Here is a 15,354-nt window from a genome sequence, read left to right on the forward strand (position 1 = left end):
GCAGCAACGCGCGTTACTGAATCAGGCCGGCTTCGGTCGCGACCTCGCGCAAGACCTGTACGCGCTCCTCGATCGACTGCTCGAGCTCCTCGCCGGACAAATCGAGCGGAAGGAGACCTCTCTCGTGCTGGATCTGCGACCATTCCTCGGTCTGGTAGGCAGCGTCGAACGCGTCGACCCACGCCTGATATTCCGCATCCGAAACGCCGCCGCCGACATAGAAGCCCCGCAGGATCGTCCACTCGACGTCGTATCCCTGCTCCATCACGGTCGGGATTTCGTCGAAGGGCGCGTCGAGGCGTTCCGGTGCCATGACGCCGAGGATCCGCATCTGGCCCGATTCGAGATGGGGCACCATCTCGCCGATATCGCCGGTATAGACCTGGATCGCCCCGCCCAGAAGCGACGCGATCGCATCGCCACCGCCGTCGAAGGCGACGTAGCGCATCTCCATCGGGCTCGCGCCGGCCTCGCGCAGCAGAAGCGCGCCTTTCATCCAGTCCTGCGATCCGACCGAGCCGCCGGCCCCGACGACGACGCTCGACGGATCGGCGGCGAAATCGTCCATCAGCTGCGACAGCGTCTCGTACTCGCTGTCGGCGCGCACGATGATGGCACCGAAATCGGCCCCCGCGGTGGCGACCCAGCGCACGTCCTCGGGCGAGTAATCGCCGTATTTTCCGGTGATGATGTTGAGCAGCGAACCGGTCGAGAAGGCGACGATGGCCGAGGCGTCGTCGTCGCGGGTCGTGTTGAACATGTTGAAGGCCACGGCACCGATGCCGCCCGGCATGAATGTCACCTGCATCGGCTCGCCCAGCACAGATTCGAGCCCGGCCTGCGCCACGCGGCAGGTCAGGTCGAAACCACCGCCCGGCTGCGCGGGTGCAACGCATTCCGGGTCCTGGATCTCGGTCTGGGCGAATGCGGGGGCCGCGATTCCGGCGGCAAGCGCGACGGCGGCGCCAAGGCGCGTGATCTTCATGGTATCTCCTCCCTGAGACGATGGTTTCGGACCCCGGAAGCCCGGGGTTCAGACCTCCTTACGCGGCCCGCCTGATCCCGGGCTGACGCGAAGCTGACACCAACCTGACAGCCGCCGACGCGGTGGCATTGACGCTTCTCAGATTTCGCGGGGGCCGGTAACGTCGCGCCATGCGGATGCTTCTCGTGGAGGACAACGACGACCTTGCCGAGACGATCGTCGATCGTCTCCGGTCCGAAGGGCATTCGGTCGACCGCGAACGCGATGGAAACGAGGCGAACGAGCTGCTGCGCCATGCGAGGTTCGACATCGTGCTGCTCGACATCAACCTGCCCGGACGCAGCGGCTACGACGTGCTCAGATCGCTCCGCTCGCGGCGGGACGAGACGCCGGTGATGATCCTGACCGCGCGCAGCCAGATCGACGACCGCGTGATCGGCCTCGATTCCGGGGCGGACGATTACATGGTGAAGCCCATAGATTTCCGCGAGTTGTCGGCGCGCTGCCGTGTTCTCGCACGGCGCAAGGCCGGGAGCGCCAGCAATGAGTTCAACGCCGGTACCCTGCGCTTCGACCGCGCCGCCAAACGGGCGACCGTCGACGGCGTCGACGCCCAGCTCCGCGCCCGCGAGATCCAGCTTCTCGAGATCCTGATCGGCAATCTCGGCCGTATGCTCACCAAGGAGGAGGTGGCCGACAAGCTCTATACGTTCGAGGAAACCCCGAGCATGAACGCCGTCGAGCAGCTGGTCGCTCGTTTGAGACGCAAGCTCGAGGCGACGCCCCTGGTCATCAAGACTGCGCGCGGGCTTGGCTACATGGCCTATGTCGACGAGGACTGAAGCCGGGGGACGGTCGCTGCAGCGGCGTCTTCTGGCAAGCATGGCGGCGGGCTTCGTGGTTCTGCTTTTGGTAATCTCGGCGCTGCTCTGGACCTATGCGCGCGCGGCGGCGGACCGGACCTACGACCTGCTGCTGGCGGGTGCGGCGCTTTCGATCCTCGAACGCGTGGCTTACGGGTCCGACGGGCCCACCGTCGATCTTCCGACGAGCGCGATGAACATCCTGTCCCTCGCCCCCGACGAGCGGGTGGTCTACGGCGTCTCGGCACCGGGATGGGGCCATGTCACCGGCGATCCCGACTTGCCCCTGCCGAACGCGGCTGAAACAGGGGAGATGCCGGACAGACCCGTCTTCTATACCGCGACGGTCGGGGATACCCCGTTCCGCTTCATCCTGCAGGGTCGTCAGCTCTCCGCGCAGGATGGCCGCGAATGGATCCTCGTGCAGGTCGGCCAGACGCTCGACGCACGGCGCGATCAGAGCCGGTCGCTTTTCCTGACGGGGCTTCTGGGCCTCGGGGCCGTGTCGGTTCTGGGGCTCGGATTCGTCTGGCTCGCGATCCGTATCTCGCTGACGCCGCTGCGCGAGATCGCTGCGCATCTGGGCGACCGCGCGCCGGGGGACCTGTCGCCGCTGGGCGGCCAGCCCCCGCGCGAGGTGATGGGCCTTTTCGATGCGATCAACGGCTTCATCGCCCGCCTCGGGCAAAGTCACGCATCAACCGAGACCTTCATCGCCGATGTCGCGCACCAGACGCGGACCTCGCTCTCGGCGCTGCAGGGGCATCTGTCGCTGGCCGCCGATGCCAGAGAGCCGGGCGAGATGCGCGCGCGGCTCGTCAAGGCGGACCGTCAGGCGCAGCGTACGGTCAGGCTCACCAACCAGCTGCTCGCCAGTGCCATGGTCATCCACCGGTCCGAACGCGAACGGCTCGAACCCGTTGCGCTCCGACCTGTGGTTCGCGACACTCTGGCTGAGATCTTGCGCGACAGCCGGATGCGCTCTGTCACGTTGACCTTCGACGCCGAAGGGGTGGGCGAGGGGGGGGACGTGATCCTGGGCGATGCGCTTTCGATCCGGGAGGCGCTCCGCAATCTCGTCGAGAATGCGGTGCGTCACGGCCCGAAGGAGAACACGATCATGGTCGAGATCGCGGCAGACGACGATCGGGTCGGCCTTGCGGTCGAGGATGCGGGCCCAGGCATCGCCGAGGCGGACCGCGCCCGCGCGACCGACCGGTTCACCTCGATCGCGGCCGGTTCGGCCGGTTCGGGGCTGGGCCTGTCGATCGTGCGCGCCGTGGCCGAAGGGCATGATGCAGGCCTCACGCTCTCGCGGTCCCGCATGGGAGGGCTGCGCGTCGCAATCGCCTTTCCGCGCATCCTGCTGATCCTCGTGGCCCTGCTGGCATTGCCGGCCCGCCCCGGGGTGGCGGACACCCTTACGGTCTGGAGCGCCACGGACGCCGCAGCCATCGCACCGCTCCTGCGGGAATTCGAGGCGCGCGAGGCCGATACCGGGATCGACTATGTCGAATTCCAGACGGTCGACCTGCACGAGCGATTCCTTGAAAGCGCGCCCGGATCCCTGCCGGACGTGGTGATCTCGCCCTCGATGGACATGCAGTTGGATCTGGTCAATCGCGGTCTCGCCCGGCGGATCGAGCTTCCGCCCGGCACGTTGCCGCCGGAATGGGCTGTCTGGCGATCGGAGCTCTTCGGGTTTACCTACGAGCCCGCGGCGATCATCTTCAATCGCGACCTCGTGGACGAGCGCGAGCTTCCCCGCACTCACCGCGAGCTCGCGACGTTCATCCGCACGAACGAGGAACGTCTCGACGGACGGATCGGCGGATACGACCTGCCAGGCTCCGGCATCGGGTATCTCTATGCGACGCAGGACGCAGCGCAGGGCCTGCAGGCACAGCGTCTGGCGGAGGTGCTGGGACGTGCGGGCCTCAGGACCTATTGCTGCACGTTGCAGATGGCGCGCGCGACGGCCGAGGGCGAGCTGGCGCTCGCCTTCAACGTGATCGGGTCCTATGCGCTCGACTTCGCGGCCGAGGACCCCCGGATCGGCGTGCATTTCCTGAAGGATTACAACCTCGTCATGACGCGCACGGCCTTTGTGCCGAAAGGTGCCGGAAACCCGGCCGGCGGGGCGCGGCTCGTTGCGTTCCTGCTTTCGGATGCGGGTCAGTTCCTCCTCGGGCAGGAAACGCCGCTGATCCCGATCCGCCCCGCTTCGGTGACGGTCCCCGTCATCGGCCGGCCCTCGGAACCTTCGGGAAACTTCCTCCCCATCCGGCTCGGGCCGAGCCTCTTGACCTATCTGGACCCCCTCAAACGCCAGGATTTCCTGCTGGGTTGGTCAGCCACCCTGCGCTTGGAGCGATGAGCCCCTCTCGCCCGTGGCCGTCACTCATGTCGTCCCTGGATCGAGGTGAGAGGCCGGTTTGCCTCCCTCGGCACCCGGATGCGCGCCCCAACGGGGACGTGCCAGTTCCGCCCTGCCGGCCGGAGCGAACTGCCGGTCTGTCGCATGGTCAGCGTAAACGGCACGTTGATCGAAAGGCAGAAATGAACAGCGGCTTGCAATATGACAGGCGGCTCCGCCGAGTGGCCCGGACGCAAAAGATGCGTGGGGCTTAACACGGCATTAACCACAGCGGGGCCAGCGTGAGGCACGCGAAGCTTTTCCCACCCCCTTCGCGTCATGCGCAGCCGGTCCCATCCCCAATGCTCCGGCTGCGCATCCCTTCTTCCGCTGCAAACCCGTCGCCATCCCCGCAGACGGTAGCCCGGTCCGGGGCCGGTGTCTCATTGTACCACTCGAGAGGGGGGCAGGGTCGCTTCAATCGTCGACGGCGCCGTGGCCGTAGGACAGACCGAACGCCACGATCGCGCCGCCCAGGATGTTTCCGAAGGTCACCAGAACCAGGTTGTAGGTCACGGCCCCCAGATCCATCGGCACCCCCGCCGCGATGCCGATCGGGATGAGGGACATGTTCGCGATGGAATGCTCGAACCCCGCGGCGACGAAGACCGTGACCGGGCCGACGATGGCCAGCACCTTGCTCGTCACGTCGATTGCAGCGGCGGACATCCAGACGGCAAGGCAGACGAGGATATTGGCGAGGATGCCGGCGGCGATGAGCTGGAAGGCTCCCTTGCCCAGCTTGCCCTCGGCCACCTTCACGGCGGCGTCGCGGAACGCGCCGTCCATGTCGCCGAGCCCGCCCGAGATCACCAGGAGCGCGACGATCAGGAGGCTGCCCGCGAGGTTGCCCAGCCAGACGCAGGTCCAGGCGGCCGCGACGCGGGACGGGGACAGGTCGCCCTCGGTCAGGGGCACGAGCATCATCGTGTTGCCGGTGAAGAGCTGAGCACCGGCCACCATGACGAGAACAAGGCCGACGGAGAAGGCGAGACCCGAAAGCAGGTTGGTCGGGCCGGAGACGCCGGACGGGACGGATTGGGCGATCAGATAGGCGATCGAGCCGAAAGCGATGAAGATGCCGGCCATCACCGCGAGGATCGCCATGTGCGTCCATGAGGCGGATGCCTTCTTCTCCTGACCTTCGAGGTTGGCAGGGGCGGCCTTCGCGCCGACGAGATCGTGTTCGCTCATGTCCGGGGCTCCGTATTGCACAGCGAGGAGCCTAGCCCGATGCGGTGCCGCTGCGACCGCAAGATGGAAAGTTTCGCGTTCCCGTCGCGTATCCTGCCGAGATTGCCCTGCGGGCAGGGCGCAGTCCTTTTGTGGAATCGCGGTAAATGGCGTTCCGGCAGACAAGGAAAGGAGGGTGGCCGGACGGGCCGCCGTGTCAGGGCATGCGCCGAGGCGGCATTCGCAACACCGATCCCTCCGGAACCGAAGCGACATCTTCCGCACCGCGATCGGAGAGCAGCTGCAGGTGCAAGGAGAGGCCGACGACCGCTTGGTCGAGCGCCTACGATGGAGACCGACCTTGGGAATCTTAACTGGGCGAAGCGTACGCAGCTCCGTGCAGCTGGGAAGATCCTGCATATCAAGATGGTGGGTGTCGCCGGAACACGTTCTGACGTCAGGCCCGGCCGACCCTCGGCTCAAGCAGCGTTCTCGGCAGCCTTCAGGCCTCCGCGGGCATCAAGAAGACGTCGTCCGAGTGGCATTGCTTCGCCGGTATCCATCCGGAGCAGTCATGCGACGACGACGTCCGGTCCTGCTGAAACCATCTCGGCCGCGCGGATCAGAGGCGGGACCGTGGCGAGTCCGCAATGGCATTCCCGAGGACAGGGTTTTCGTCGCGGGCCGTTCGGCGGGCGCGGCGGGAGACAACGCGTCGGTGCCGGTAGCGGTTCGCTGCGGCTTTGTCGGTGCTGTTTGACGACGCGCATGAAGGCATGCCGCCGCGGCAAATGACCGGATACGCCGCGTATCGACCAGCACGATGGACGATCACGTGAATGCGAATGCGGCGTCCCGGCGATCGCGGGGCGACCCGCCCGGACAGGTTCCCGGAGACAGCGCGGCCGCGACGGTCTCGATCAGCTTGGTCCGGCCCACGGGTTTGGCGAGGAAGCCATCCATGCCCGCCGCAAGACATTTCTGCCTGTCTTCCTCGTAGGCGTTCGCCGACAATCCGACGATGAGGACGCGCTGCCGATCCGCCGGCTCGAGCGCCCTGATCGCGCGTGTCGCATCGAGACCGTCCATGCGCGGCATCGAGATATCCATCAGGATGACGTCCGGGCGGATTTCCCCGAACTTCGCGACCGCGTCGACGCCGTCTCGGGCCTGATGGATGCGGGCATTCGCGGCCCGCAGGGACCGCTCGGCCAGGATGCGGTTGGTCTTGTTGTCATCGACCACGAGAATGCTGCACCCGCTGAGATCGGGCAGCGCCTTTTCCACCGGTGCGACGGCGGGCGCCGGGACATCGGCGGCTTGCGGCAACGGCAGATCCAGCGTGAATGTCGAGCCGTCGCCGAGCGCCGAGCGAAGACGGATCTCGCCTCCCATCTGCCGGGCGAGCATTCGGCTTATGGACAAGCCGAGCCCTGTCCCGCCGAACAGCCGCGTGGTTTCGGCGTCCCCTTGGGTGAACGGCTCGAAAATGGCGGCAAGACGGTCTTGGGCGATGCCCACCCCGGTATCCTCGATCTCGATCCGGCATTCTCCTTCGAGCCAGGACATGCGGATAGCGACGGACCCCCTGTCGGTGAACTTTACGGCGTTCCCGACGATGTTGGTCAATATCTGCCGGAACCGGCCGTCATCCCCCGCGACAGGCCCGAGGGGGGGCGTATCGATGTCGAGATCGAGCGCGATCTTCTTGGCCAGAGCCAGTGGCCCGAGCAGATCGACGACCGACCGGACGGCATCGACAAGGTCGAACGGGACGATGTTCAGATCCACCTTGCCTTCTTCGAGGCGCGTGAAATCCAGAAGCATGTTGACCAGCGAGAGAAGCCCGTCACTGGAACGTGCCATCGTTCCGAGATAGTCGCGCTGATCGTCGTCAAGGCTCGTATCGCGCAGCAGCTCGATCGTGCCCATGATGCCATGCAGCGGGGTCCTGAGCTCATGGCTGACCGATGCGAGGAACAGGCTCTTGGCGCGCGTCCCTTCCTCGGCGGCGATCTTGGCCGTGCGGAGATCGGCTTCCCTCGCTGCTATGATCTTCTCGCTCTTCAGACGTTCGCGCTGATCCCGGAATGCAAACACGGTCTGATCCTTTCGGCCGACCCTGACCGTGCTTCGCAGGACACGAACGGGCACGGGCGTTCCGCCCGCGAGCGCGAGCACCGTGTCGTATTCCTCGCGCTCGGCCATTTCGTGGGGTCGATCGATCGGGACGACCTTGCTGACGGGTTGGCCGATCACATCGCCCGGAGCGACGCCAGCCAGTCTCGTGAAACTGTCGTTGACGATCGAGACGATGCCGCCCTCGCAGACCACCAGCCCTTCGAGTGCGAGATTGGAAAGCTCGCGCAGCCGGGCCCAATCCTGCTGGCGACGCGCCTGTGCCTGACGGCTGAACCTCAGACCGAGAAACGCCAATGCGACGAGGGCGGAACACATGCCGGCGACGATCGGCGCAATGATGTCCGGTGCGACCGAGAAATCCGGCAGGCTGACCGACGGATCGTAAGACGGCGTCATCGCCGCCATGCCACCGATATGCAGGACCGCGATCGCTCCGAAGAGCAGCAGGGGGGCGAAATGCCGCAAGATCCGTCGACGTTCCACCGCGACAACCATCGCGAGGCCGGACATCGGAAGGCCGATCGCAATCGAGACCGCAACGATCGTCAGGTCCCAGGACACCGTTCCCGTGACACGGTAGCTGTGTTGACCGAGATAATGCAGGACAGCGACGGAAACTCCCAGCAGGAGTCCGGAGGAGAACTGGCGAAGCGGATCCCGGGACCCGATCATACGGCTCATGCTCAGACCGATGCCGGCAATCACCGCGACGAGGGATATCGCCGTCAGAGGCAGATCGAACGCCGCCTGCATTCCCGGCCGGTAGGCGAGAAGGGCGACCATATGCGTCGCCCATGCCGTGGACCCGGCCGCCACGATGCTGACGAGCGCCCAGGCCTGTCGTGCCGTTCCCTCGGATCGGCCGGCATGTCTCGCGAGGGCGGAGGCCGCGTATATACCGACCATGCAGATCAGACCCGCCACGATCAGCAGCCGGCGGTCGTGGCCTTCGCCAAGGCAGGTAATGACAGCTTCCAAGCGCGCCCCGTCGTTCGATGCAATCGGAAGAGACGTGCCGGGATCGGTCCCACGGTCATCCGGTTCTGTTGACGTATCCCGTGTTCGGGAGATTTCTCGGAGAGCTACGGGTAGGAAGTTAACAAAAGCTGGTCATGCAAAGGCATGGGACCCGCCTGGCTCATGCCAGAAGGGGGCCATCGGAGGCTTTCGAGGCCAGCCGGGATCGAAAGCAGACGATTTTCGGAGATCCCGGTTGTGCCGTGGTAACGTTCCGGGACGTCATCCACGATCTTTCCGCGGGCAGCAGACAATTTGTCGGCAGAAGGATGCATCAAGGCTTGGAGGGGGCCTTCTTCGGCTTCTTCTTCGGGGCTGCTTCCGCCTCGGTCTTTGCGGACGCGTCGCGATCGAGGCGCGCCGCGCGGAGTCTTTCCGTCTTCGATTGCCGCGCCGATGTATCGGCCGCGATCATTCCCTTGACGATCCTGGTGACGCTGTCCGCCTTGGTTTCGGACGGGGTCGGTCGAAAGACCGTGTTCTTGTTCGACATGTTGTTCACCATCCTTGAAAAGGGGCGGGACCTGGACAACGAATGCGTCCGGGTGTTCCCGCCATGCGCGTCGACGCAACTAAAATACGGCGGTGCTAGGCTTTCCTCGCCTTGCGGTTGGCGTAGCGCCGGTCGCGTTCGGCCTTTCGGGTTGCCTCATCGCGAACGACGCGCGAGATCATGTCGTCCTGCACCTTCTGGCGCGCTCTGGCTTCGGCTCCGGCCGCCGCATCGGCTGCGGCTTGCTGTCGGGCGGCTTCGGCCGCGACGCGCTCCTGCTCTTCGAGCTTGACCCTCTCACGTTCCGCACGGCGTTCCTCCCGTGCCTTTGCGACCGCCAGACGCTCTTCCTCCCTTGCGAGGCGGGTCGGCTCCGCAGCTTCCATCGCGGCCCGATGCGCCTGGAGGAGGGCGGCCTTTGATTCCGTAGCGGCCTTGCGGCGGTCGGCGAGATCGTTCTCTTTCTTGTTTTTCACGCTGTGTTCCATTGAAAGTGTATCAGGTTGGCTTGCCGGATCGTGCGCGCGCGCTTGAACAGATCGGCAAAGGGGCAGATCCGATTCCGCAGATCCGGGCCCATCTCCGCGCAGGACTGCTCCATCGGACAGGCGTCGGCGTGCCGTGAAGGCATTCTATGTCGTGCCACCGCGACGGCGCGGGCGGTCTGTCATGTGCTTGTGTCGCGAGGCTTCGAATGGAGCTGGGCTTCGGCACGGCGACGGTGTCTGTCCATGTCGCATTGGCGAGGACCGGAAAGCCACTGAACCGCGCCGACACCAAGTGTAGCCGACTGTTATGGAGGTCCTGTCGGAACCGATCCAATTCGGGCCCTTGGTAACCGCGATTACACAGGGCCAAGAAATCCGAACCGTCCCGAGGGCCGGGCTCACGCAGGACTTCTTGGGATTGCAGGCAAAGTGCCACGAGAGAGGGCGTCCGAAGACGCCCTGCTTCGGGTTTCTGCGAGCCGTTCAGGCGAGCTGAAGGTTGGTCGCGGATTCGCGACCGTCGCGGCCGGATTCGACGTCGTAGGTCACTTTCTGATCATCGCTCACGGTCGAAAGACCGGCACGTTCGACTGCGGAAATGTGAAGGAAGACGTCCTTGCCGCCCGTATCGGGTGCGATGAAGCCGAAGCCTTTGGTGGGGTTAAACCATTTCACGGTGCCATTGGCCATCGTAAGATCTCCTGTAATTTTCTACCTGTTCGCGGGAATGCAACAGCGTGGCGCGGTCGGCCAAGATCGAGTTCGCTGATGTCCGGGTAGGAAAAGCAGGGTATCGACAGAGGAAACGTAGCTTAACCTAGCTAATAGGTTGCAACCCCGCTGTCTACCATAATCCATTCGAAAGATGCTTATTCCTTACCGGTTTATAGTTGAACGAGTATTCTCGCATGGGTTTCGTTAATTCTTATGCTCCAGACTCATTGTTGCAGAGCCAGGACAAGACGGTTGCTGCGAGGGCGATCGTTGACGAGAAAACCTTCGGGCAGCGGTCGTAGCGAGCGGCGACGCGGCGCCCGTCCTTCATTCGCCCGAGCATGATCTCGATCCTGCTTCGGCGCTTGTAGCGGCGTTTGTCGTATTGGACAGGTTTGTCGTGCGACTTCCGTCCCGGGATGCAGGGGATCAATCCCTTGTCTACAAGGTCTTCGCGGAACCAGTCCGCATCGTATCCGCGATCTCCCAGAAGCCAGTCGACCGCCGGTAAACTACCCAGCATTGCTTTGCCACCTGTGTAATCACTGATCTGGCCTGCCGTAATGAAGAACTGGATCGGGCACCCGATGCTGTCGGTGATGGCGTGAAGCTTCGTGTTCATCCCGCCGTCCTCGGGGAAACAATCCACTGGATCGTCTCCTGATCCTCGAACTCCGTCCGATCAGTCTGCCACGCCCCCCTTTTTCAACCGCAGGCTTGAAGCCGTGCGATGTGCCTTGAGGTAAGTCGCGTCGATCATGGTCGTCTTCCGTTCCGCGCCCTCGGCCGCCAGGCCGTCCATGGTCCTGGCGAACACACCCATATCGCTCCACCGCTTCCACCGATTGTAGAGTGTCTTCGGCAGGCTATACTCACTGGGGGCTTCGCACCAACGCAGCCCATTACAGTTAATGAAGTTTATGCCACTCAGGACCCTTCTGTCATCGACGCCGGGACGGCCATGGCTCTTAGGGAAATACGGGCGAAGGCGAGACATCCGCGCTTCGTCGAGCCAAAAAAGTTTGCTCATGCATGCGGTCTCCTCGCGGAGCCTGAATCACGAAGGGAGGCAATCAATGAGTCCTGGGCCGAGATAGGCTGCCGCTGCTAGCGCCCCTCCGGCAGGAAGCCTTCGGGACGGGTGCCGGCGTTGGAGGTCGCGAGGCTGACACCGACGAAGATCAGGGTCGAGACGGGCAGTCCCAGGATGCCCGCGTTGAGGCCCCAGAGCGAATTGCCCGTCAGGTACATCGCGACGACGAAGGCCGCACCGCCGAGGATCGAGGCGATCGCGCCCGCGCCCGTGCCGCTCCGCCAGAAGAACGCGCCGACGATGGCCGGCACCGCCACGACGAGGCCGGTCGAGGCCGCGACCGACAGGATCGCGATCATCGAGAGCTCCATCGCCGCGAAGCCGAGCGCCAGGGCCGAGATGACGGGAATGACGATCTTGCCGGTGGCGAGCTGGCGCGCATCGCCCCGATCGCCCGCGAGATTGCCCCAGACGTCGCGCGCGAAGATCGATGACAGCGTGAGCAGGATCGAGTCGATCGTCGAGACGGCGGCGGCGAGGATGCCGACCATCACGATCACGCCCAGGATTGGCGGCACGTAATCCGATGACAGGAGTGTCGCGGTGGCGAGGTCGGGATTGTCGAGACCCGGAAAGGCCAGTGCCGCCGAGAAGCCCCAGATCACCGTCACCAGCGTGTAAACAAGGCCGAAGCACAGGAAGATCAACAGCATTCGCCGGAGCGCGCCGAGCGAGGCGGGCATGAAGAGGCGCTGGCTGACCTGCGGGTTCGAGATGGCGAAGAAGAACCACGGGAGCGTCAGCCCGAGGAAGGTTGTGAAGGAGAAGAGGCCGGGGCCGGGCACCTGAAGAAGGGCTGGCTGTTCCTCGGAGAGGCGGGCGAACATGCCGAAGAAGCCGCCGAGCTGGGAGACCACGACGGCCGCGACCGCGACCGAGGCCACCAGCATGAAGAGCGCCTGCAGGCTGTCGGTCCACATGACCGAGCGTATGCCCGCGACATAGGAGAAGACGATTGCGAGGATCGTCGCCGTGACGATGCCCGCGCCGAAGGGGATTGCTCCGCCGCTCATCCCCGAGAGGAGGTAGCCCACGCCTGAGAGCTGCACCGCCGAATAGGGGATGAGGAAGACCAGCGCGAGGAGGCCCGAGACGACGGCAAGCGCCGGAGAGCCATAGCGGTGGCCCAGCATCTCGGACGGCGTGACGAAGCCGAAACGGCGGCCGACGCGCCAGAAGCGCGGGCCGAAGACCGCGACGAGAGAAACGCCCGCGAAATAGACGATCTCGAATCCCAGCGCGCCCACGCCGCCGCGATAGGTGAGGCCCGCGAGGCCCACCATCATGAAGGCCGAATAGGTCGTCGCCGAATAGGACAACGCCGAAACGACACCGCCCATCGTGCGGCCGCCCAGGAAATAATCCGACATGGACGAGAGCGGTCCCGCCGCCGAACGGCGCGACAGCCACGCGACGAGGCAGGAGATCGCGACATAGACGGCGAGGCCCGACAGGACGAGGGAGGTGCTCATTCCCCGTCACCGAGATCGCGGGTGGCGACCCAGTTGAGCGCGATGATCGCCACGCCCGACAGCGTCCAGAAGAGGAAGCTCGCCCACCACCGGGCGATGTCGCCGAGGATCAGGTAGGGCACGGCATAGGCCGCCAGCACGATGAGGCCGACGAGGCCGAGGGCGGATCTTCGGGTCATGGGCGGCACGCTCCCCCAGTGTCGAGAGTGGTCGTCATCCATGAGGAACGCGATCGGGCGCGATTTTACAAGCGCGAAGGGTGACGCTCAGGCATGGGGCGGGTGTCCCAGGTCGCGCGCGGCGAGCCGCACGAGCAGCTGGAGCGTCGCTGGGTAATAGGATTGCCGCGTCGTGAAGGGGGGCGGCGCGGGCGCGGGCAGGGCCTGTCCCGTCGCGGCGACAAGGGCGGAAAGCGCGGCGTAGCCCGGCGCGTCGGACCGCTCGAGCACCGCGCCCGTGGCGGGATCGACGCTGACCGGCACGCCGTCGGTCGTGTCGAGTTTGCGTGAAGCGGTGACGGCCGGATGGGCCGCGCGCGCCGACCAGACGAGATAGAGCGCCGCGCGCATCGCGTCGTAGGAATGGAGCGCCGAGAGGCCCTTGGCCGGGGCCGGGCCCCCTTTGGTGATCGCGATCCAGTCGGGCAGGGGGCCCGACCGCGCGAGCCGTGCGAGAAGCGCCTCGCCGTCGGTCGATACCTGCGCGAGCCGCGGCAGCGCGAAGGCGGCGGCGAGGTCCTGCAGCGCGCGCGGCATGTAATAGGACGGGTTGATCGTCTCGGAGCCGGGCGCCGAGAATCTTTCGGCCGCGGGGCGCAGCAGCAGCGCGTCGCCGTCGAGGGGCGAGGGTCTGACCAGGATCGTGTCGATGGCCCGGGCGACCCTTTCCGCGCGTTCGGCGAGGCGCGGATCGTCGCGGGTGCGCGCGGCCCGCAGGAGCGCCCAGGCGTGGAAGAGATCGCCGTCGCTGGCGTTGTTGTAATCGTCGATGCCGGGTCCGGGCTTCCACCGCCAGGCAAGGAGCGGATCGCGGCGTTGCGCGAGATGCGCGTCGGTCCAGTCGAGGATGCGGTCGAACGCCTCGCGATCCCCCTCCGCATGCGCGAGAAGCAGTCCCCACCCCTGACCTTCGGAATGACTGGCATCGCCCTGCAGCGCGTCGACGATCCGTCCTTCCGGGGTGAGGAAGGCGGCTTTCCAGGCGGACCAGTCGTCGGATGCGCCGGCCGCCGCGCGGGCGGACGCGCGAAGGGAAAAGAGCGCTCCGCCACTGGCGGCACCGGCGATTCCGAGGATGGTCCGTCTCTGCATCTCAGCGCCTCTCGCGGGAATGTGGCCGCCGCTCGTAACCATTGGTTGACCTTCTCCCACCAAAGTCGCGGCAAGGTTTACGGTTCATGAAGGATCAAGAAATGATTCGCTTTTCCCCCCAGACGACGCTGCCGCGTGCCCTCGCGGGGTTCGTCATCTTCGGGATCCTGATTTTCGCTGCGACGACATTCGTGGTGGTGCGCGAGCGGGTGGGCGATTTCCAGCGCGCGGCACTGGCAAAGGCCGTGGCGGTGCGTACCGACGGGGCCGCGACGGCCTTTGCCGGGATGCTCGACCGGGACTGGCAGGATCTGGGCTCCATCGCGGCGCTGGTACCGCATCTCGGGGCCGAGGGTCTCGGCGCGGTTCTGGACGCGACGGCGGGCCCGGGCAAGCGCATTTCATGGGCGGGATACGCGCGGCCCAACGGCGAGATCGTCGCGGCGTCGGGCGACATGCTGGTGGGTGCCGACGTGGCGTCGCGGCCCTGGTTTCGGCAGGGTTTGCAGGGTCCGGTGGCGGGCGACGTGCACGAAGCGGTCCTGCTGGCCGAGATTCTCGGGCCGGAGGGCGGGCCGACGCCGCAATTCCTCGACCTCGCGCGGCCGATCGAGGCGGCGGACGGACGCGTCAGCGGCGTGCTGGGGTTCCACATCGACGCGGCGCGCGCGCAGGAATATCTCGACGATGTGGGCGATGCGCTCGAGCTCGAGCTCGCCATCGTCAACGCGTCGGGCGACATCGTGCTCTCGACCGATGGCGGGCAGCTGACGCGGGACCTGCCGAGCATCGGGGCCGCCGCCATGGGCGTCGCGACCAGCGGTTTCGAGACCGGGCCCGACGGCGCGCGCTATTTCGCGACCGTCCTGCCGAGCGTGGGGTACGGCGATCTGCCGTCCTTCGGCTGGCGTCTGGTCGGACGGATCCCCGAGGCGCAGTTCGCGCTGACGAGCGCGACTGGCCTCTTGGCCGAAGCGGGCGTGATCTTCGTGGCCGCGACGCTCGTCTTCCTCGCTGCCGCGATGATCTTCGCGCGGCTCTACCTCGTTCCCGTCGGGCGGCTCGCTGGCAATGCGCGCCGGATCTCCGAAGGGGTCGAGGAATATCCCGCCGAGATCCGCACGACGGCCGAGCTGAGGATATTGTCCGAAGCGCTGGTCCGGCTCGACGTGCAGCGCGCCGCCTGAA

General features: G+C 65.8%; 12 protein-coding genes and 1 pseudogene. 3 read left to right on the forward strand and 10 right to left on the reverse strand.

Translation table 11 applies throughout. The annotated features are described in order from the left end of the window. Window positions 1–13: 13 nt before the first annotated feature. Window positions 14–985: a Bug family tripartite tricarboxylate transporter substrate binding protein gene (locus RVY76_RS15285; protein ID WP_317377113.1), complete on the reverse strand. Its 972-nt coding sequence runs from the start codon at window positions 983–985 to the stop codon at window positions 14–16. 170 nt (window positions 986–1,155) lie between these two features. Between RVY76_RS15285 and RVY76_RS15290 the strand changes: the two genes are divergently transcribed. Together RVY76_RS15290 and RVY76_RS15295 are read left to right on the forward strand one after the other, a co-directional pair. Beyond that, window positions 1,156–1,827, forward strand: coding sequence for a response regulator transcription factor (locus tag RVY76_RS15290; protein WP_317377114.1), 672 nt, complete (start codon window positions 1,156–1,158; stop codon window positions 1,825–1,827). Beyond that, entirely contained in the window at window positions 1,811–4,225 is a 2,415-nt protein-coding gene (locus RVY76_RS15295) for an extracellular solute-binding protein (RefSeq protein WP_317377115.1), read from the forward strand. The genes RVY76_RS15290 and RVY76_RS15295 overlap by 17 nt, the downstream gene beginning before the upstream one ends. Window positions 4,226–4,681: 456 nt before the next feature. Here the strand turns inward: RVY76_RS15295 and RVY76_RS15300 are convergent, their stop codons facing one another. The 9 genes and pseudogenes from RVY76_RS15300 to RVY76_RS15340 all read right to left on the reverse strand — a co-directional run bounded on the left by RVY76_RS15300 (window position 4,682) and on the right by RVY76_RS15340 (window position 14,166). Then, window positions 4,682–5,458, reverse strand: coding sequence for a formate/nitrite transporter family protein (locus RVY76_RS15300; RefSeq protein ID WP_317377116.1), 777 nt, complete (start codon window positions 5,456–5,458; stop codon window positions 4,682–4,684). A gap of 810 nt (window positions 5,459–6,268) precedes the next feature. After that, window positions 6,269–8,557: an ATP-binding protein gene (locus tag RVY76_RS15305; protein ID WP_317377117.1), complete on the reverse strand. Its 2,289-nt coding sequence runs from the start codon at window positions 8,555–8,557 to the stop codon at window positions 6,269–6,271. Between the two features lie 313 nt (window positions 8,558–8,870). Beyond that, the gene (locus RVY76_RS15310) at window positions 8,871–9,089 is read right to left on the reverse strand and encodes a hypothetical protein (RefSeq protein ID WP_317377118.1); all 219 of its coding nucleotides are present in this window, start codon (window positions 9,087–9,089) and stop codon (window positions 8,871–8,873) included. Window positions 9,090–9,184: 95 nt separating this feature from the next. Beyond that, window positions 9,185–9,565 (reverse strand): DUF6481 family protein, encoded by a 381-nt coding sequence (locus RVY76_RS15315; protein ID WP_317377119.1) that lies wholly within the window; start codon window positions 9,563–9,565, stop codon window positions 9,185–9,187. A 495-nt stretch (window positions 9,566–10,060) separates the two neighbouring features. Further along, window positions 10,061–10,267: a cold-shock protein gene (locus RVY76_RS15320; RefSeq protein ID WP_317377120.1), complete on the reverse strand. Its 207-nt coding sequence runs from the start codon at window positions 10,265–10,267 to the stop codon at window positions 10,061–10,063. 235 nt (window positions 10,268–10,502) lie between these two features. Beyond that, window positions 10,503–11,321, reverse strand: a pseudogene (locus RVY76_RS15325) (IS5 family transposase). Window positions 11,322–11,398: 77 nt separating this feature from the next. Further along, complete coding sequence (locus tag RVY76_RS15330) at window positions 11,399–12,856, reverse strand: sodium:solute symporter family protein (RefSeq protein WP_317377121.1); 1,458 nt, start codon at window positions 12,854–12,856, stop codon at window positions 11,399–11,401. Beyond that, window positions 12,853–13,035 (reverse strand): hypothetical protein, encoded by a 183-nt coding sequence (locus RVY76_RS15335; protein WP_317377122.1) that lies wholly within the window; start codon window positions 13,033–13,035, stop codon window positions 12,853–12,855. The genes RVY76_RS15330 and RVY76_RS15335 overlap by 4 nt, the downstream gene beginning before the upstream one ends. Window positions 13,036–13,122: 87 nt before the next feature. Next, entirely contained in the window at window positions 13,123–14,166 is a 1,044-nt protein-coding gene (locus RVY76_RS15340) for a glycosyl hydrolase family 8 (RefSeq protein WP_317377123.1), read from the reverse strand. A 101-nt stretch (window positions 14,167–14,267) separates the two neighbouring features. Between RVY76_RS15340 and RVY76_RS15345 the strand changes: the two genes are divergently transcribed. Further along, window positions 14,268–15,353 carry a cache domain-containing protein gene (locus RVY76_RS15345; RefSeq protein WP_317377125.1) on the forward strand — a complete coding sequence of 362 codons (1,086 nt, stop codon included), beginning with the start codon at window positions 14,268–14,270 and terminating at the stop codon, window positions 15,351–15,353. Window position 15,354 lies beyond the last annotated feature (1 nt).

It is taken from the genome of Palleronia sp. LCG004, from assembly GCF_032931615.1.
GTDB lineage: Bacteria > Pseudomonadota > Alphaproteobacteria > Rhodobacterales > Rhodobacteraceae > Palleronia.

Bases quoted from the DNA above. Each gene is read 5' to 3' on its own strand.
- RVY76_RS15285 (WP_317377113.1), bottom strand. From the start codon at position 985: ATGAAGATCACGCGCCTTGGCGCCGCCGTCGCGCTTGCCGCCGGAATC.
- RVY76_RS15290 (WP_317377114.1), top strand. From the start codon at position 1,156: ATGCGGATGCTTCTCGTGGAGGACAACGACGACCTTGCCGAGACGATC.
- RVY76_RS15295 (WP_317377115.1), top strand. From the start codon at position 1,811: ATGTCGACGAGGACTGAAGCCGGGGGACGGTCGCTGCAGCGGCGTCTT.
- RVY76_RS15300 (WP_317377116.1), bottom strand. From the start codon at position 5,458: ATGAGCGAACACGATCTCGTCGGCGCGAAGGCCGCCCCTGCCAACCTC.
- RVY76_RS15310 (WP_317377118.1), bottom strand. From the start codon at position 9,089: ATGTCGAACAAGAACACGGTCTTTCGACCGACCCCGTCCGAAACCAAG.
- RVY76_RS15320 (WP_317377120.1), bottom strand. From the start codon at position 10,267: ATGGCCAATGGCACCGTGAAATGGTTTAACCCCACCAAAGGCTTCGGC.
- RVY76_RS15330 (WP_317377121.1), bottom strand. From the start codon at position 12,856: ATGAGCACCTCCCTCGTCCTGTCGGGCCTCGCCGTCTATGTCGCGATC.
- RVY76_RS15335 (WP_317377122.1), bottom strand. From the start codon at position 13,035: ATGACCCGAAGATCCGCCCTCGGCCTCGTCGGCCTCATCGTGCTGGCG.
- RVY76_RS15340 (WP_317377123.1), bottom strand. From the start codon at position 14,166: ATGCAGAGACGGACCATCCTCGGAATCGCCGGTGCCGCCAGTGGCGGA.
- RVY76_RS15345 (WP_317377125.1), top strand. From the start codon at position 14,268: ATGATTCGCTTTTCCCCCCAGACGACGCTGCCGCGTGCCCTCGCGGGG.